This window comes from Gracilinema caldarium DSM 7334 (genome assembly GCF_000219725.1).
GTDB lineage: Bacteria > Spirochaetota > Spirochaetia > Treponematales > Breznakiellaceae > Gracilinema > Gracilinema caldarium.
This window is the reverse complement of sequence record NC_015732.1, coordinates 1,591,583-1,606,372: the sequence shown is the minus strand read 5'-3', so window position 1 is coordinate 1,606,372 and position 14,790 is coordinate 1,591,583. Positions and strand designations below refer to the sequence as shown.

The following is a 14,790-nucleotide window of genomic DNA, read 5'->3' as shown; positions in this document are numbered from 1 at the left end:
TTCTCCTTATTTGGAATCATAAACCCGATCTACATCTACCGGAAGTTCATCTTCATCGGTATCCTCATCAATTTCGCTGGAAGCAGGAACTTCACCATCATAAGAGCTGATGTCAATTTCCCGATCCTCTTCGCGGATGGACATGTCGGTAAGCATATCATCAGAGCCTTCTTCTTCGTCACCGAGGGTCTCAATGATTTTGAGCCCCGCTTCATTATCCGCTTCAATAACTGCATTGGCGATAATTTGTGTAAAGAGGGTAATCGCCCGGATTGCGTCATCATTACCGGGGATAGGATAATCGATGCCTTCGGGGTTACAGTTGGTGTCAACCACTGCTACCACGGGGATACCCATCCTCTGAGCTTCAGCAACCGCAATTGCTTCTTTACGGGTATCAATCACAAAGAGAATGCCCGGAAGTTCCTTCATCTCCTTGATACCGCCCAGGTTCTTCTGCAGTTTTGCCCGTTCTTTTGCAAGAGCAGCGATTTCCTTCTTGGTCAGATTGTCGAAGGTACCATCAACTTCCATCTTTTCTAGTTTCTTGAGACGAAGAAGAGACTTCTTGATGGTTGCAAAGTTGGTAAGCATACCGCCAAGCCAGCGGTTGTTGACATAGAACATACCACAGCGTTCAGCTTCCTTCTGAATAGCCTGCTGGGCCTGTTTTTTGGTTCCGACAAAGAGTACTGTTTTGCCGGAGCTGACGGTTTTTCGAACCGCTTCATAGGCATCTTTGATTGCCTGGATTGTTTTTTGCAGGTCAATAATGTGAATTCCATTCCGTTCGGCGAAGATGTACTTCTTCATCCGAGGATCCCAGCGTTTGACCTGATGGCCGAAGTGCACGCCCGACTCGAGCAGGCTCTTCATAGTAACTACTGCCAAAATTTCCTCCCTGTTAATTTTCACATACAAATAACTATGTGAAAATTAAACCTTCTCTGTATCTCACCACTCGGAGGTGGCGGAAAATTAAATGATTTATGCCCCGTAGGGATAACCATTCTCCCGTAACATGCCATAAAATTCGTGAATTGGCAAGCCTACTATACCACTATAGGATCCTTCTATATGAGAAATGAAGCAGGCTGCTAGAGCTTGAATTTGATAACCTCCGGCAACACCCTGCCATTCACCCGTATCCAGATACCATTCGATCTCATCATCCCTTAAGTGTGAAAAACGTACGGTACTCGAAACAGCCTTAGTAGCGATACGTTTTTCTCTTCCCACATAGAGAGCCATAGCGGTAATGACTTCATGGGTCCTGCCAGAAAAAGTTTTCAGCATATGATAGGCTTCCTGTCGGTCTGCTGGTTTCCCGAAGATGGTATTATCTATGGATATAATGGTATCAGCCCCGAGTATCCATAAGGGGAGTCTTCCTTCCAATACTTCAAGGATTTTTTTTACCTTTCGATTGGCTATGTGTTCTGCATGTTCCCGGGGGGACAATTCTGCTGGAGCCGTTTCATCTACATAGGAGGGCATAATATTAAAGGGTAGGCCCAGAAGTTTAAAATATTCCTGTCTTCTCAGCGATCCAGAAGCTAATATGATTGGTTCCATAACTTTTTATGCCGTACTGAAGGGTTTTATGTCAAGCAAGTTTCTAAACAGGTTTGTCCATCCATCTTGACATTCCTTAGAGAATGCTATACGTTCATTTTATATAAAATGAGAGATTAGCTCATCTGGATAGAGCGTCAGCCTCCGGAGCTGAAGGTGGTGGGTTCGAGTCCCGCATCTCTCATTGTTCAGACAGGCGATCCAGTTAAGGGTACGCCTGTTTTTTTTTGCTCATGATTAACATGCTTCTACACAATATGCTTATTTAATATGTAAAAATTATTTAAAAAAAAATTAATTAATTATCTAGTTCTTTATAGATGCAAAAAATAAAATAATTTTGAAAATTACTTAAAAAATGCATTATACTTAATCGAATAGGATAAGATGGATGAATAAAAAATGGTCAAGTATTAGTTATATTGTCTTCTTTGTAGTCAGCTCTCTTTGCTCTCAGGAATTACCGCTGGCCCATTCGGGTATTATTGATCTGACTTCGGTACTGTTTTCTAATAATAAAATCATAGAACTAACGGGAGAATGGGCTTTCTGGTGGCAAAAAAAAATAACAAGTGAAACAGATCTGCAACATCTCCATGTTATGCCCGATGCCTGGCCCCGTATTCCTTCTTATTGGATTAGCGGCACCCATGGAGGAAAACAGTTCCCAGCTCAAGGCTATGCCACCTATCGGCTTACGGTGATGCTTCCCAACACTCAGGTGTATGGGCTCTATATTCCCCAAATGGTCAGTTCTTATGAATTATATATCAATGGGACTCTTGTGGGCACTAATGGTATTGCCAATACCAACTTAAAAGAAGTAATGGGTGAATTCAGACCCGAAGTATATTTTATAACACCAGAAGATAATAAACTTGATATTTTTCTCTTTGTAGCAAACCGCGACTATCGGCATGGAGGACAATGGAAACCGATTGTATTGGGAACAGCCCAGGCTATACAAAATTTTTATAATCGATCAGTAATGAACGAATTATTCCTCTTCGGATCAATATTTATTATTGGATTGTATAACATTGCTATGTATTTATTCAGACCTAAAGACCGGTCTCCCTTATTTTTTGGACTTTTTTGTGTTGTTGTAGCTCTCAGGGTTATTACAACTGGAACGATTGCGTTGGGGCGCCTTGTACCTCTCGTACCGTGGGAGCTCCAAATAAAAATGGAACTCAGTGTGTTTTATCTGGGCGCACTTTTTTTTGGTCTCTTTTTTAAGGAACTTTTCCCTAAGGATATTCCATTTATTGGCCTTGGAATTATGCTAAGTCCGGCTGTTTTATTCTCGATATTATCAATGATATTACCCCTCAGCTTATTTAATTGTCTAGTTACCCCAATGGAAATAACAGCCCTTGCAGGACTTTTATTTGTCTTGATCTGTATTATTGTTGCATGGGTGCGAAAACGAGAAAATGCAGGTCTGATTCTTGCGGGTTTTATTGTATTTACCTTAACAGCAGTTAATGATGTCCTGTATTCAAAGAACCTCATACACACAACTTATTTACTGCCTCTGGGACTTTTTAGTTTTATTTTCCTGCAATCTCTGGCTTTAGCTAGAATATTTTCAAAATCATTTACTCGGGTTGAACAACTTTCTGATGAATTAACAACGGTGAATAAATCGATGGCTCGCTTCGTCCCTAATGAATTTCTGACATTTCTTAATAAAAAAAGCATTAATGATATCATGTTAGGTGACCAGGTTTTACGCTCACTTACTATTCTTTTTGCAGATATCAGATCCTTTACAACCCTCTCAGAAACCATGAGTCCACAAGAAAATTTCAACTTCATTAATGCTTATTTTAATCGTATAGGACCAATAATCAGGGATAATCATGGCTTTATCGATAAATATATAGGCGATGGAATCATGGCTTTATTTCCTGAACAACCGCAGGATGCAGTACAGGCAAGTTTGGCCATCCATGGAAAACTTAATGAATATAATAAAGAACGACTTTCTTATGGGCTGAAACCAATAGAGATTGGTATAGGTATTCATACAGGTCCGGTTATGCTCGGAATTATCGGAGAACAAATGCGTATTGAAAGTACCGTCATTTCCGATTCTGTCAATTTAGCGAGCAGAATTGAATCATTGACCCGAACCTACAATGTTCCCATTTTACTTTCAGGAAGTATGAAAAACTATATGCAGGAGGCTGGTTTTCAAGGCCGGTTAATTGATACGGTATTGGTGAAGGGCAAGTCCCAACCCTGTGATATTTATGAATTATTGGATGTTTACACTCCAAAGGAAAAAATTTTTTTATAGAATCAAAAAACCTCTTTGAGCAGGGTGTCCGTTTATACCATGAAAAAGAATATGAGAAAGCTTTGAAAGTATTCAAATTATGTTATGCTAAAAATCCCCTAGATAATCTGTCTGCCCTCTATATTTACCGTATCAGGAATGCATTGAAATTGAAAATCCTGCAAAGAGAGGAGCCGCCCGCTATCAAAGTTTCGGAAGGCAACCAAAAGCCAGGGGAAAAACAGATGTCTTCTGATTGAGAGACATCTTCAAGGCCCTGCTAACAATAATATTTTTTTGCAGACTCTTTTATTGATTGCAAACCCTCTTTGGTTGTTTTTGGCTGTATTTTTTCTAGATGTTCCAGTTCAAGGCTAATCGCTCCCTGCTGCTGAGTTACAAGCCCTGTTAATAAAAAGGGTTGAATATCAAAAAGGAGTGAGCGGTATTTCTGATAAACCGGAGGAAACAGAACGGTTTCATAAAGGGCTGTTTCATCTTCGTAGCTGATAAAGGTCATGGTTTCGCCATGTAGTGTCCAGACATCCTTTCTGGTAATAGGCCAGCCTAGAAGCCGTACCCGGAGTCCAATATAATTTGAGAGATCCGATGCAAAAATGCGCTCTCTACCCTTGAGCGCCCGGTGGGGAGTCCAGAGTTCCAGGGGGTGCCCAGAACGAAGAAATCCAAGGGTCTTGAATTCCTTGATACGGGTTTCTAGTTTTTCAGTTGTTTTTTTGGGGGCTGACTGAGGGAATGTAAAAAGCTCCTGCTCATTTTTATTGTTTTGTTCAGTAAGAAACATGCGAAACTGCAGAGCCCTGTTCAATGTTGTAATACTATCAAAGAGGCCGGCCCTCGTCATGGCCGCAAGTTCATCCCTGGGAATTCGAAGTCTTTTCGCAACATCCTGTAACGATTGAAAAGGGCCCCGTTGTTCCCGTTCCGCCACAAGTTGCTCGGTAGTACTTTTCCCAAGCCCCCCGATAGCTATAAGACCGACTACTACATCATTTCCTCTGCCGTAGTAGTGGTAGCGGCTCATATTGATGTCCGGCCCTAGTACCCGTAACCCCATCCTGCGACATTCGCTTACATAAGCTAGAGGATGGTAGTATCCTCCCTGATTGGACAGGACTGCAGCCATAAAATACGCAGGATAATGAACCCTGAGATAAGCTGATTGAAAGGAAACCATCGCATAGGATGCTGAATGGGGCTTATTAAAAGAATAACCGTCAAAGGAAAGCATCATGGCCCATACCTCATCGATGATGGTCTGGGGAACCTGATTCTGCAGACATCCTTTATAAAACGCTTCTTTAAAAGCCGCCAGCTTTTTTCCTCCGGCTTTTTTTGCAATGATTTTTCGTAAAGTATCTGCATCGGACTCGCTGAACGAAGCCAGGGCTACCGCTACTTTGGATACGTCTTCCTGGTAGCACATGATACCGTAGGTCTCTGCCAGAATGGTTTCCAGTCTGGGATGTAGGCTTTGGTAGGTACCGCCCTTAAGTCGTCGTACATATTCTTCGATAAAACGATTGGCCGCAGGGCGTATGATAGAACTGTGAATGACGATATGATCAAAGTCTCCCCGGCTGGTCTTTTTCTGTAACTGGCGCATGGCAGGAGATTCAATGTAAAAAACTCCTAACGTATCGCCCCGGGCAAGGGTCTCTATTGTAGCCTGATCTTGGGTGGGGTCCGTCCGCAGAAAATCTATAAAAATTCCATCATTTTTAAGATTTTCCAAGGCATCTCGGATCACCGACAGGGATCTGTTGCCTAAAAGGTCCAGTTTTACCAGTCCTGCCGCTTCAGTCCCCTCCTTTTCCCAGGTGAGGAGGGGAAAGCCCCCCGATGAGACCTCTATGGGTGCATAGTGGCAGATTGGTTCGGGCGTAATGACAAGTCCTCCGCAGTGCATGGAAAGTCCCCTGGGTAGACCTTCGAGCCGTTGGGCCATGTGGACAACCTGGGTCCACTCGGTGCCTTTGGTTTTTGTTAATTCATCTAGCTGGAGGTCGGCCTTTTGCAGCTGCCGTTCCAGTGTGGAAATTTCTATCTCCGAATATCCGTACACTTTGGCGGTTTCTCGGAGAGCAGAACGAAAGCGGAATCGGTTATGGTTGGCTACCCGGGCACAATAGTCCCGTCCAAATTTTGCAATAACCTGTTGTATTAATGCGTCCCGTTCATCCCAGGGAAAATCCACATCAATATCGGGAGGATCCAGTCGGGATAAATTTAAAAACCTCTCAAAATAAAGACGATGGGCTATAGGATCTACATTGGTAATACCCAGGCTGTAGGACACAATGGATGCTGCCCCTGAGCCTCTACCGCAGATGCGGTTCGCAAGACTAACAATGTCATGCATGAAAAGAAAATAGGATGAAAATCCTTTTTTATTGATGATGTCGAGTTCATAGTCTATACGTTCGAGTATGGCATCGGAAAGTTCCCCATACCGCTGTTCCGCCCCTGTAATAACCAGTTGTCGCAGCAGATCTTCGGGATGCTTTCTGTTTTGGGTTTCATAGACCGGGAAAATATAACCGTCGAAAGGATCGGTACAGCTGACCTGCTGAACCAGCTTTTCAGCAGCTCTATGAGCCTCAGGCCAGGACCGGTAAAAGCTGCGGTATGCCCGTTCATCCATCAATATATGATGGGATAGTTGATTTTCATCGATATAATCTTCAGGGGCCAGCGTTCCCAGGGTTTTATTGGTCCCGATAGCCCGAAGCACCCGATGGACTGGATAGTCTTGAGATTCAAGAAAACAATTATGCTGGAGTGCCAGAAGCGGAATTTTATGGCGCCGTGCATAGGTTATGGCAGATAGATTACCAGGACCACAGGCCGCGTAGAGCAGGGGGACCTTGCCCCTTAGATGTTCGAGCCAAAAGGGGTCAGCGCTTGCAAGGGCAAGGCCCGGATTCCCGCTCTGAGAGTCCCTCACTGCATCTGTGGTAAGCAGGGAGCCCAAGAAATCCGGGGTAACTTCTGATCCTGTTGCACGATAGGATGCCAGGGCTGTCAGAATTTCACAGAGCCGGGAAAATCCGCGCTTGTCCATAACAAAGGCGGTTACCGAACCGGCAGAACTGGTTAGTTCACAGCCGATTATGGGCCGTACATTCCGATCTTTACAGGCTTCTAGAAATTCATGGAGTCCATAGAGGTTATTCCGGTCGATGATAGCCAGGGTCTCGATACCGTAATGAGCAGCCCGCTCCACCATAACCTCGGGCCGGTGGGTGCCGTACAAAAGCGAGTAGGCTGTCTGAATGCCAAGCCGCAGGTTCATATCAGTGCCGCCTGAGCAGTTATATTGTGGTTGCAGGTTACAGAGCCAGCATAGCTTTGAGCGAGAAGGGCAGTTCCCCGAACGATGGAACTCATGCCAAAACGCTGACGGTTTTGATCAAGCGCAGTTTGAAGCCCCTGGCTGAACCGGTCGGTTTCCGGAATAAACAGGTCCTGTTCACCATAATCCCGTTCCAGGTCTTTAAGTTTGATGCCGATCATACCGATTCGTACCCTTCGATCCAGAACCGTATTAAGGCATGCTTCTGCCTCATAAAAAAGTGCCTGATCCATGCTGAGGGGCATACAAAAACGTTTTTTGGCACAGCGCTCAACCCCGTCAGCATAACGCAGGATGAGATCCAGTGATTGAGCTGCCAGCCGCTGTTGACGCAGCGCCATACCGGCTTCTTCTACCAAAGCCATCAGGCCCCCCCTCAGAACCTCCCGCTCAGAAATAGCTCCCTGAAACTGAAGTTCCCGTTCTATGATTGGCCTGCTGTGGGCGGAATCAAAGACCGGTTCTGTATCAAGCCCCCGGGCATACTGTAACAATTTGGTAGAGTACTTTCCCAGAAGTATCCTGGCTTCATGATCCGATAGTTCTGCAAGATCGCCGATTGTGTAAATTTCCGCGGTGTGGAGCAACTTAAGCAGAGCCGGCCCGATACCGGGGAGCAGCCCTATATCTTGGCATGATAGGAACGCCGCCGCCTCATCAGCACGGATTGCCGCAAAACCGGCAGGACGCAAGGTGCGGGTTGCCACCTTGGCGGTCAGTTTGTTGGGGGCCACCGCCAGGGCCGGATCCAGATTGAGGGTCTCGATAATGTTCCGTCGGATCCTGATGGCCGTATCCGCAGGGGGGCCGAAAAGGCGGGCCGTGCCAGAAAGATCGAGGTACAGGTGTCCCCCCGGGACCTGTTCTACCAGCGGTGCAAAGGGTTTGACTGCGGCGACCAATGTTTCGCTGGCCCGTTTCATAGCCCTGGAATCAGGGGCCAGGATCTGCAAATTCCGCAGCCTTTGCACTGCCTCTGAAAGGGCCATCCCCGGTACCAAACCTTCTTCCAGTGCCCGGGGGGACACATCCAGCAGAACAGCCCTGCCGGCCCGAGGTTCGGCCACTACAAATACCTGCTCCCGCAGGGAACGGTCCCGAGCTATAGCCACCGAGGAAGCAAAGCCGGTAACATTGATGTGTACAATGGCACTTTCTTGCCGTTTTATACCGTACCGCATGGCAGACCTGCCTTTTTGAGTAGGGACACCAGGCTTTGCCCATTTTGTACCGCCTGACCTCGCCGATGGTTATTAAAAAAAACAAATACCCGTTCTGCATGGGTCAGTAAAAGTCTGATGCGATCCACAAAGGACTGAAGTTCTTGATCGTTATACAAATAATTATAGCGCTCGGCCCCATCGGAACCCCACCAGGTTTCACCGTTGCGACCATGTAGCCTGAGATAGGCAAAGGGGGCGGTGACCACATCCATGAGAGGAGGTAACCCTTTCAAGGATGGCATGTCCAGGGATACAAGACAGATACTCCGTTGGCGGAAACCCTCGATAACCCTGTTGTTAAACCATTGACTGTTTCGAAACTCTACGGCTACCGGGAAATCCTTCAGGGTTTTTAGGAGTCTATCCAGATACCGGCGCTGATCTGCCTCATAATGAAAAGAAAAGGGAAACTGGAGAAGCAGGGTCCCGAGCTTTCCATCCGCCGCCAGGGGCTCCAGGGCTTTACAAAATCGGACCGCTTCTTCCTCCCATGCGAGAGGGTCTGCCCTGTGGGTCAGACTTTCATGGGCCTTTACCGAAAAAATAAGCCGGTTCTGGCTTTCTTCCAGTATGCGGTTCATCTGCTCCCGCTCAGGCATCCGGTAATAGCTAAAATTGAGCTCCACCGCAGAAAAGAGGGTGCTGTAATAGGAGAGGTATTCATGTGTTTGTATGCCTTCAGGATATACCGGGCCCACCCATTCATGGTAGGAATAGCCCGATGTCCCTGTCAGTACGATACCCATACCATTATTATACTTAACATCTGTGTAGTTATCAAGAGTAAAAAAAGACCCTGGCTTTTAAGCCAGGATCATACATCAAAATATAATGGGGCGTCCCGAACCTAATGTTATGAAAAGCCCCCTTATGGTGAATCTACTTTTGTCCACTGCTCTGAGTGTTGGCTTTGTTATTTTGTTGAGCCGTATATTTCCTCAGGGTATTCAGTGTTTCCCGAGCCCGGGTTTGAACTGGTCGGATATAATTACCCTCTGCGATTCTGATAATGGTCCTTACTACGGATGGATCCTTGATGCCCCCATTCTTTTCAGCAATTTTCTCATAAGATTCAAGGGCAGAGAGGGCGAGAATATTGTCAGGATTAAGAATATCAAAACGGGTTACAATCCATGAAATAGCGGTAGTTACTTCATCATTGTCATTGGTACCAATTTTACCCAGAGATTTAATAGCTTCGGTTAACACCATCGGTTCCGGATCACTTAACACCATTTTAACCAGTATATCCTTAGCTTCTTTTGTACCGAGTTCTCCAAGATACTGGGCCGCCTTAGTACGAACATCGGGATAGTTATTAGTCAGCCGGCCCACACCACCTTCACGAGCCTGGTATACGATACCTTCGAGGGCTAAATATTCCAAAGTTTTTTGAATTTCTGGATTTGCCCGCCCCCCCTTAATTGCATCTCCAATATATTCCAAAGCTACCAGCTTCATATCCCGGCTTTCGGCTCGGGCCTGCTCCCGGATAACCATCATTTCTACCGATTCCTGTAGATAGGACTCTTCTACAGACAGTTCCTTTTTTGTGGTCTGTGTTTGTCCAAATAGAGCTGTTCCAGTCATCATTGATACAACAAACACTACACCTATCCGATACCAAGTTTTCATTGTTTCCTCCTAAGGCCTTTCATCAATTTACAATATTCCAATTCCCCGCTGTTTTTTCAAGTTCATACAGCCTGAGACGTTGTCCCTTGTTAGTAATAGTATATGCTTTTACCCGATTTTTGCTAATAAATTCGATATCATCAACCCGATCATTGGCCCGGGATGGAACCACTACGTATAAAAAATAATCTTCGAGATTTTTTAAAATGATATTTTGATTCTTAAGACGGCTCGATTCAGAAGCGTTTTTTAAAAATTCGCTGTCACTTAATGCAGTCTTATAACTAGGACTCAGATATTGAACCCATGCTTCATAATCCCTGTTTCGTATGATCAGATTCAATTTTTCTATGAGAGCCTGTACTTCTCCCTTAGTAGTATCAAAGACCTCCTGACTAATGCTGGCAGGATCAAAGGTACTATCCTCAACCGGTTCAGTTGTTGTTTGGTTTGTTGTTGTATCGACACTTGTTTCTGGGATCCCAGCAGGTTTGTCATGGGGAGAAACAGAAGTTGGAGCAATGGTTCCCTGTGTTTGGCATGAATTGAACATAACTCCAAAACTAACAACTAATACCCATAACTGAGATTTCATAAGCTATATTTTATCTGACTGAGGCTGAATCGTCAAACCATATTATCAATTTCCTGCTTAACTTATGATCCGTTATCCCATTCATCCCCTTGACGCACCGAAATTGCTCCCATATGCTCCTTTTATTATGTTACGAGCGGCCTTCCCAGGATCCTTCGATCCTCCAACCTTTGGACATCTCAATATTATTGAGCGGGCAGTAGATATTTTTGATGAACTTCATATTGTTGTAGCGGTAAATCGGGAAAAAAAGTATCTTTTTTCTCCAGATGAACGGGTTGCCATGATGAAAGATCTGGTTTCCCACTGGTCTAATGTACGGGTTGATATGTGGGACTCCCTCATTGTTAACTACCTCAGCAAAAAACAGATTAAAGTGCTTATTCGCGGAGTTCGGGGAGTTTCGGATTTTTCCTATGAGTTTGATTTATCCATGATGAATAAGGGTCTTAATCCCTCTATTGAAACCATTTTTATGACCACCGATCCAAAATACTTTGTTCTGCGTTCCTCGGCGATCAAGGAACTTGCTTCTTTTGGCGGCGATGTATCAAAGATGGTTCCTCCCATAGTTGCAGAAGCTTTAAAAAAAAAGTATGATAGGGGCTCTTTTTAATATTACCCGGAAATTTGATCTTGACAATCTACGACATTTTGTTTAGATTGTGTCAGACTCTACCGGTACTACGACTTAAGTGAGGTTTTTGATATGGCAGTTCCTAAGTTTAAGACGTCCAAAGCTCGGACCCGGCGTCGGCAATCCATCAATATGAAGCTTGTCGCGCCCACACTCGTTGAGTGCAGTACCTGCGGAAACCGTGTGCTTCCCCATCGGGTTTGCCCGAAATGTGGGTTCTATCGCGGCAAGCAGGTAATTGTTCCCGAGTCCAAAGCCTAAAAGGATAAGGAGATTACTCAGATGGATGAATTATTTGAAAAGATGAAGAAGCTGATTGCTGAAAAGCTTGAGATTGATGAGGGGAAAATCACCCTCGATGCTTCTTTCCGGCAGGATTTAGGCGCTGACAGCCTCGACACCTATGAGCTTGTCTATGCTATCGAAGAAGAAATGGGGATTTCCATTCCTGATGAGAAGGCAAACGAGTTCGAGACCGTCCGGGACGCCTACGAGTTCATCAAATCCCAGCAGAAATAAGACGGTGAAGGATCGCAGTATACAGGCGGTCCCCGCTGGGTCAAATACTGTCAATAGTGCCAGAAAACAGGTGCTCATTGATTTTCAGAAGACCGCAGCCATAAGGTTCAGAAGTCTTGAACTTCTGAACCTTTCTTTCATTCATCGATCCGCCTCGAACGAATTTCCTCAAAAAATTAATAATGAACGCCTCGAATTTTTGGGTGATGCCATTTTGGGTGCCTGTACAGCTACGATTCTGTATGAGAAGCTATCTGCTCAGCCAGAGGGAGAATTAGCTAAAATTAAATCGGTTGTTGTATCCGAAGATACCCTGGCAGGTATTGCCAGGGAACTTCAAATAGATGTTCTTCTGATTCTTGGCAAGGGCGAAGAACTATCTGGTGGAAGGACCAAAAAGGCAATTTTAGCCGATGCTCTGGAAGCATTGATCGGTGCCTATTATTTAGATTCAGGCTACAAGGCTGTTTTTGAATTTATCAGCAAGTACCTGGAAGTAGAAATTGAACGGGTGGTAACAAATCAGCATCACCGGGATTATAAAACGTTGCTCCAGGAAAAATGCCAACAGCTTTATAAAAACTATCCAACCTATACGCTCCTCAAACGGACCGGTCCTGACCATGAGCGGATGTTCTGGGTAGAAGTACACGTGAATGGGGTTGCTTATGGTCCTGGCATCGGCAAAAATAAAAAAGAAGCGGAACAGGAAGCTGCCAAGCTTGCCTATAAGGCGATTACTGATATCATGTGATCCCCAAGTAATGACTCAGCACTGTCTACTACAGTTAGGAATGTCTCTGTGCGTTCCCATTCAATTAAAGGGGTGTAACCAGTAGCCACATAGGCTTTCTATCGCCCTTATTGGTACTTTTTATAAAGTTGTTCTGCTATATAGGAAAGTCTTTCCTTGGTATTCTGTTCCGGATCATCAAGTACCGTTTCAAAGAGTTCCTTGAGGATCCTCCCCATCACTGGCCCCCGGGGAATTCCGAGCAGTGCCAGGTCTTCTCCATTAACAGCCAAGTCTTTGATAGAAAGGGCCTTATCTTTTGATAAAACCTCTTGAATGCGGTCTACCAGGTCCTGGTTCAGGTTTGCTGGGGGTTCTCGTCCTGCAGTACCCCAGGTATCGGCCCGCCTCAGATCCAAAAGATCCTCCAGCGCCGATTCACCTACCCGGACAATAAAACGGCGTACCGCCGCATCAGTCCAGTTTTCATCGTAATGAAACATATGCACCGAAATAAGATGACAAACCTGATCAATAAGTGCATTCGGGTATTTAAGGCGAATCATGATTGTTCTGGCCAGTTTAGCAGAGACTTCCTCGTGCCGGTAAAAGGTCCATATTCCCAGTTCATCCTGGGCGCGGACAACAGGTTTCCCGATATCATGAAGGAGGGCCGCAAGACGGACCTGAAGTTTATCCTTTGGTGCAGCATCACAGGAGAGCAGGAGATGGTCCAGTACATCAAATTGATGAAATCCCTTCTGTTCTACCCCACGGCAGGCTTGTAATTCCGGAAGCAACAGGTTGAGCATGCCGGTAGTTTCCATCAATCTGAAAGCGAGGGATGGCTGTTCGGATGCAAGAATTTTGTCCAATTCATCCCGGATCCGTTCCATAGACACCTTTGCAGTTATTGTCAGGGCTGGCCCAATAGCTTTCAGCGTATGTGGCTCGATGGTAAAAAGAAGCTGAGATGCAAAGCGGATGGCCCGCAAGGGGCGAAGGCCGTCTTCGTAAAAGCGCTCTGCAGCATCTCCTACACAACGGATGATACGGTTCTGGATATCTTTTTGGCCATTATAAGGGTCTACCAGGCGCTGTTCTGGCAGTTCTAAAGCCAGGGCATTCATGGTAAAGTCCCGCCGGGAAAGGTCTTCTTCTATGGTATGGGTAAAATGAATGGTATCCGGTCGCCGCCCATCTGAATAGGTGCCCTCGGTACGAAAGGTGGTTGTCTCTATCGAAAGACCTTTAAAGAGTATGGTCACGGTACCATGCTTAATTCCTGTAGGAATAACACGGTGGAACATGGCCTGCACTTCTTCGGGTTTTGCATTGGTTGCCAGGTCCCAGTCCTTGGCGACTTTGCCCCGTACCAGATCCCGAACAGCCCCGCCGACCAGATATACCTCTTTGTCATGTTTTCTAAAAATGCGTGCTACTTCGAGTACCGCAGGATGAATGTGGAACTTGCCCATATGGCCCCACTATAATACAATAACCCATTCCTGGGAAAGAGGATGAGGAAGGGTAATCTATGACAACTAAAAAACGGGCTTTGATTTTTATTGGCGGGGCTGGCCCCACTTTCGATCTTTGTAAACCTTTCTTGGATAAGCCAGACCTGGTGATTGCCGCAGATTCGGGACTCCTCCGTTGTGAAGCCTTCGGTTTTTCCCCAGATTGGATTGTGGGGGATATGGATTCCCTTGGGGACCTTTCCCGACTTTCATCGTACCCAAAGGATCGCGTACTCCAATACCCGGTCGATAAGGATTACACCGACACCGAATTAGCCCTTAACCTGGCATGGGACCAGGGCTGTACCGATATAACCCTTATTGGCGGCGGAGGCGGGCGGACGGATCACCTCCTGGCCATTACAGCCCTGTTTGACCGGCCCCGGGCTCCCAACCGCTGGTGCACTGAAACCGAACTGGTCAGCCTTGTAGATCATGAACTTACCTTGTCACTGCCCACTGACACCCTTGTATCGGTGTTCCCAGCCGGTTCTGGTCCATGGGATGCGGACAGCAGGGGACTACAGTGGCCCTTGCGGGGCCTTTCCTGGTTCAGAGGTTTTTTTGGATTAAGCAATAGGGTAACCACAAGCCCCTGTTCGGTTTATGCCTGTGCTGGCCGCTTTCTTGTTATGGTCCCCCTGGAAGCTTTTCTGGAAATTTCTTAAAAACCTGCTGAAGGGAATATTTAAA

At 45.7% G+C, this 14,790-nt stretch carries 14 protein-coding genes and 1 tRNA gene; 7 read left to right on the top strand and 8 right to left on the bottom strand.

What is annotated here, in order from left to right; genetic code table 11:
• Window positions 1-6 precede the first annotated feature (6 nt).
• Window positions 7-891, bottom strand: coding sequence for a 30S ribosomal protein S2 (rpsB, locus tag SPICA_RS07200; RefSeq protein WP_013968870.1), 885 nt, complete (start codon window positions 889-891; stop codon window positions 7-9).
• A 96-nt stretch (window positions 892-987) separates the two neighbouring features.
• Window positions 988-1,575 (bottom strand): Maf family protein, encoded by a 588-nt coding sequence (locus SPICA_RS07195; protein WP_013968869.1) that lies wholly within the window; start codon window positions 1,573-1,575, stop codon window positions 988-990.
• Between the two features lie 110 nt (window positions 1,576-1,685).
• On the opposite strand from SPICA_RS07195, the gene SPICA_RS07190 reads away from it, so the two are divergent.
• Both SPICA_RS07190 and SPICA_RS07185 read left to right on the top strand, forming a co-directional pair.
• A tRNA-Arg gene (locus SPICA_RS07190) sits at window positions 1,686-1,759 on the top strand.
• Between the two features lie 207 nt (window positions 1,760-1,966).
• Window positions 1,967-3,880: an adenylate/guanylate cyclase domain-containing protein gene (locus SPICA_RS07185; protein WP_041396176.1), complete on the top strand. Its 1,914-nt coding sequence runs from the start codon at window positions 1,967-1,969 to the stop codon at window positions 3,878-3,880.
• Window positions 3,881-4,139: 259 nt separating this feature from the next.
• Here the strand turns inward: SPICA_RS07185 and dnaE are convergent, their stop codons facing one another.
• From dnaE to SPICA_RS07160, 5 genes are all read right to left on the bottom strand, one after another.
• Window positions 4,140-7,175: a DNA polymerase III subunit alpha gene (gene dnaE, locus SPICA_RS07180; protein ID WP_013968868.1), complete on the bottom strand. Its 3,036-nt coding sequence runs from the start codon at window positions 7,173-7,175 to the stop codon at window positions 4,140-4,142.
• Window positions 7,172-8,416: a DNA polymerase Y family protein gene (locus SPICA_RS07175; RefSeq protein WP_013968867.1), complete on the bottom strand. Its 1,245-nt coding sequence runs from the start codon at window positions 8,414-8,416 to the stop codon at window positions 7,172-7,174. The genes dnaE and SPICA_RS07175 overlap by 4 nt, the downstream gene beginning before the upstream one ends.
• Window positions 8,401-9,204, bottom strand: a complete 804-nt coding sequence (locus SPICA_RS07170) for a DUF72 domain-containing protein (RefSeq protein WP_013968866.1) — start codon at window positions 9,202-9,204, stop codon at window positions 8,401-8,403. The genes SPICA_RS07175 and SPICA_RS07170 overlap by 16 nt, the downstream gene beginning before the upstream one ends.
• A gap of 133 nt (window positions 9,205-9,337) precedes the next feature.
• On the bottom strand, window positions 9,338-10,093 hold the full coding sequence (locus tag SPICA_RS07165; RefSeq protein WP_013968865.1) for a HEAT repeat domain-containing protein: 756 nt from the start codon (window positions 10,091-10,093) through the stop codon (window positions 9,338-9,340).
• Between the two features lie 22 nt (window positions 10,094-10,115).
• Entirely contained in the window at window positions 10,116-10,688 is a 573-nt protein-coding gene (locus SPICA_RS07160; RefSeq protein WP_013968864.1) for a hypothetical protein, read from the bottom strand.
• 127 nt (window positions 10,689-10,815) lie between these two features.
• On the opposite strand from SPICA_RS07160, the gene coaD reads away from it, so the two are divergent.
• From coaD to rnc, 4 genes are all read left to right on the top strand, one after another.
• Window positions 10,816-11,304, top strand: a complete 489-nt coding sequence (gene coaD / locus SPICA_RS07155) for a pantetheine-phosphate adenylyltransferase (RefSeq protein WP_041396535.1) — start codon at window positions 10,816-10,818, stop codon at window positions 11,302-11,304.
• A gap of 93 nt (window positions 11,305-11,397) precedes the next feature.
• On the top strand, window positions 11,398-11,586 hold the full coding sequence (gene rpmF, locus SPICA_RS15265) for a 50S ribosomal protein L32 (protein WP_013968862.1): 189 nt from the start codon (window positions 11,398-11,400) through the stop codon (window positions 11,584-11,586).
• A gap of 21 nt (window positions 11,587-11,607) precedes the next feature.
• On the top strand, window positions 11,608-11,844 hold the full coding sequence (gene acpP, locus SPICA_RS07150; protein WP_013968861.1) for an acyl carrier protein: 237 nt from the start codon (window positions 11,608-11,610) through the stop codon (window positions 11,842-11,844).
• Window positions 11,845-11,848: 4 nt separating this feature from the next.
• Window positions 11,849-12,598, top strand: coding sequence for a ribonuclease III (gene rnc / locus SPICA_RS07145; protein WP_013968860.1), 750 nt, complete (start codon window positions 11,849-11,851; stop codon window positions 12,596-12,598).
• A 107-nt stretch (window positions 12,599-12,705) separates the two neighbouring features.
• On the opposite strand, the gene SPICA_RS07140 is transcribed toward rnc, so the two are convergent.
• Window positions 12,706-14,055 (bottom strand): CCA tRNA nucleotidyltransferase, encoded by a 1,350-nt coding sequence (locus SPICA_RS07140; RefSeq protein ID WP_013968859.1) that lies wholly within the window; start codon window positions 14,053-14,055, stop codon window positions 12,706-12,708.
• Window positions 14,056-14,114: 59 nt separating this feature from the next.
• On the opposite strand from SPICA_RS07140, the gene SPICA_RS07135 reads away from it, so the two are divergent.
• Entirely contained in the window at window positions 14,115-14,765 is a 651-nt protein-coding gene (locus SPICA_RS07135) for a thiamine diphosphokinase (protein ID WP_013968858.1), read from the top strand.
• Window positions 14,766-14,790: the final 25 nt, after the last annotated feature.

Coding starts and splice junctions, on each gene's coding strand:
- SPICA_RS07140 (WP_013968859.1), bottom strand. CDS start 14,055: ATGGGCAAGTTCCACATTCATCCTGCGGTACTCGAAGTAGCACGCATT.
- SPICA_RS07135 (WP_013968858.1), top strand. CDS start 14,115: ATGACAACTAAAAAACGGGCTTTGATTTTTATTGGCGGGGCTGGCCCC.
- SPICA_RS07160 (WP_013968864.1), bottom strand. CDS start 10,688: ATGAAATCTCAGTTATGGGTATTAGTTGTTAGTTTTGGAGTTATGTTC.
- dnaE (WP_013968868.1), bottom strand. CDS start 7,175: ATGAACCTGCGGCTTGGCATTCAGACAGCCTACTCGCTTTTGTACGGC.
- SPICA_RS07195 (WP_013968869.1), bottom strand. CDS start 1,575: ATGGAACCAATCATATTAGCTTCTGGATCGCTGAGAAGACAGGAATAT.
- SPICA_RS07170 (WP_013968866.1), bottom strand. CDS start 9,204: ATGGGTATCGTACTGACAGGGACATCGGGCTATTCCTACCATGAATGG.
- acpP (WP_013968861.1), top strand. CDS start 11,608: ATGGATGAATTATTTGAAAAGATGAAGAAGCTGATTGCTGAAAAGCTT.
- SPICA_RS07165 (WP_013968865.1), bottom strand. CDS start 10,093: ATGAAAACTTGGTATCGGATAGGTGTAGTGTTTGTTGTATCAATGATG.
- SPICA_RS07185 (WP_041396176.1), top strand. CDS start 1,967: ATGAATAAAAAATGGTCAAGTATTAGTTATATTGTCTTCTTTGTAGTC.
- SPICA_RS07175 (WP_013968867.1), bottom strand. CDS start 8,416: ATGCGGTACGGTATAAAACGGCAAGAAAGTGCCATTGTACACATCAAT.
- rpmF (WP_013968862.1), top strand. CDS start 11,398: ATGGCAGTTCCTAAGTTTAAGACGTCCAAAGCTCGGACCCGGCGTCGG.
- coaD (WP_041396535.1), top strand. CDS start 10,816: ATGTTACGAGCGGCCTTCCCAGGATCCTTCGATCCTCCAACCTTTGGA.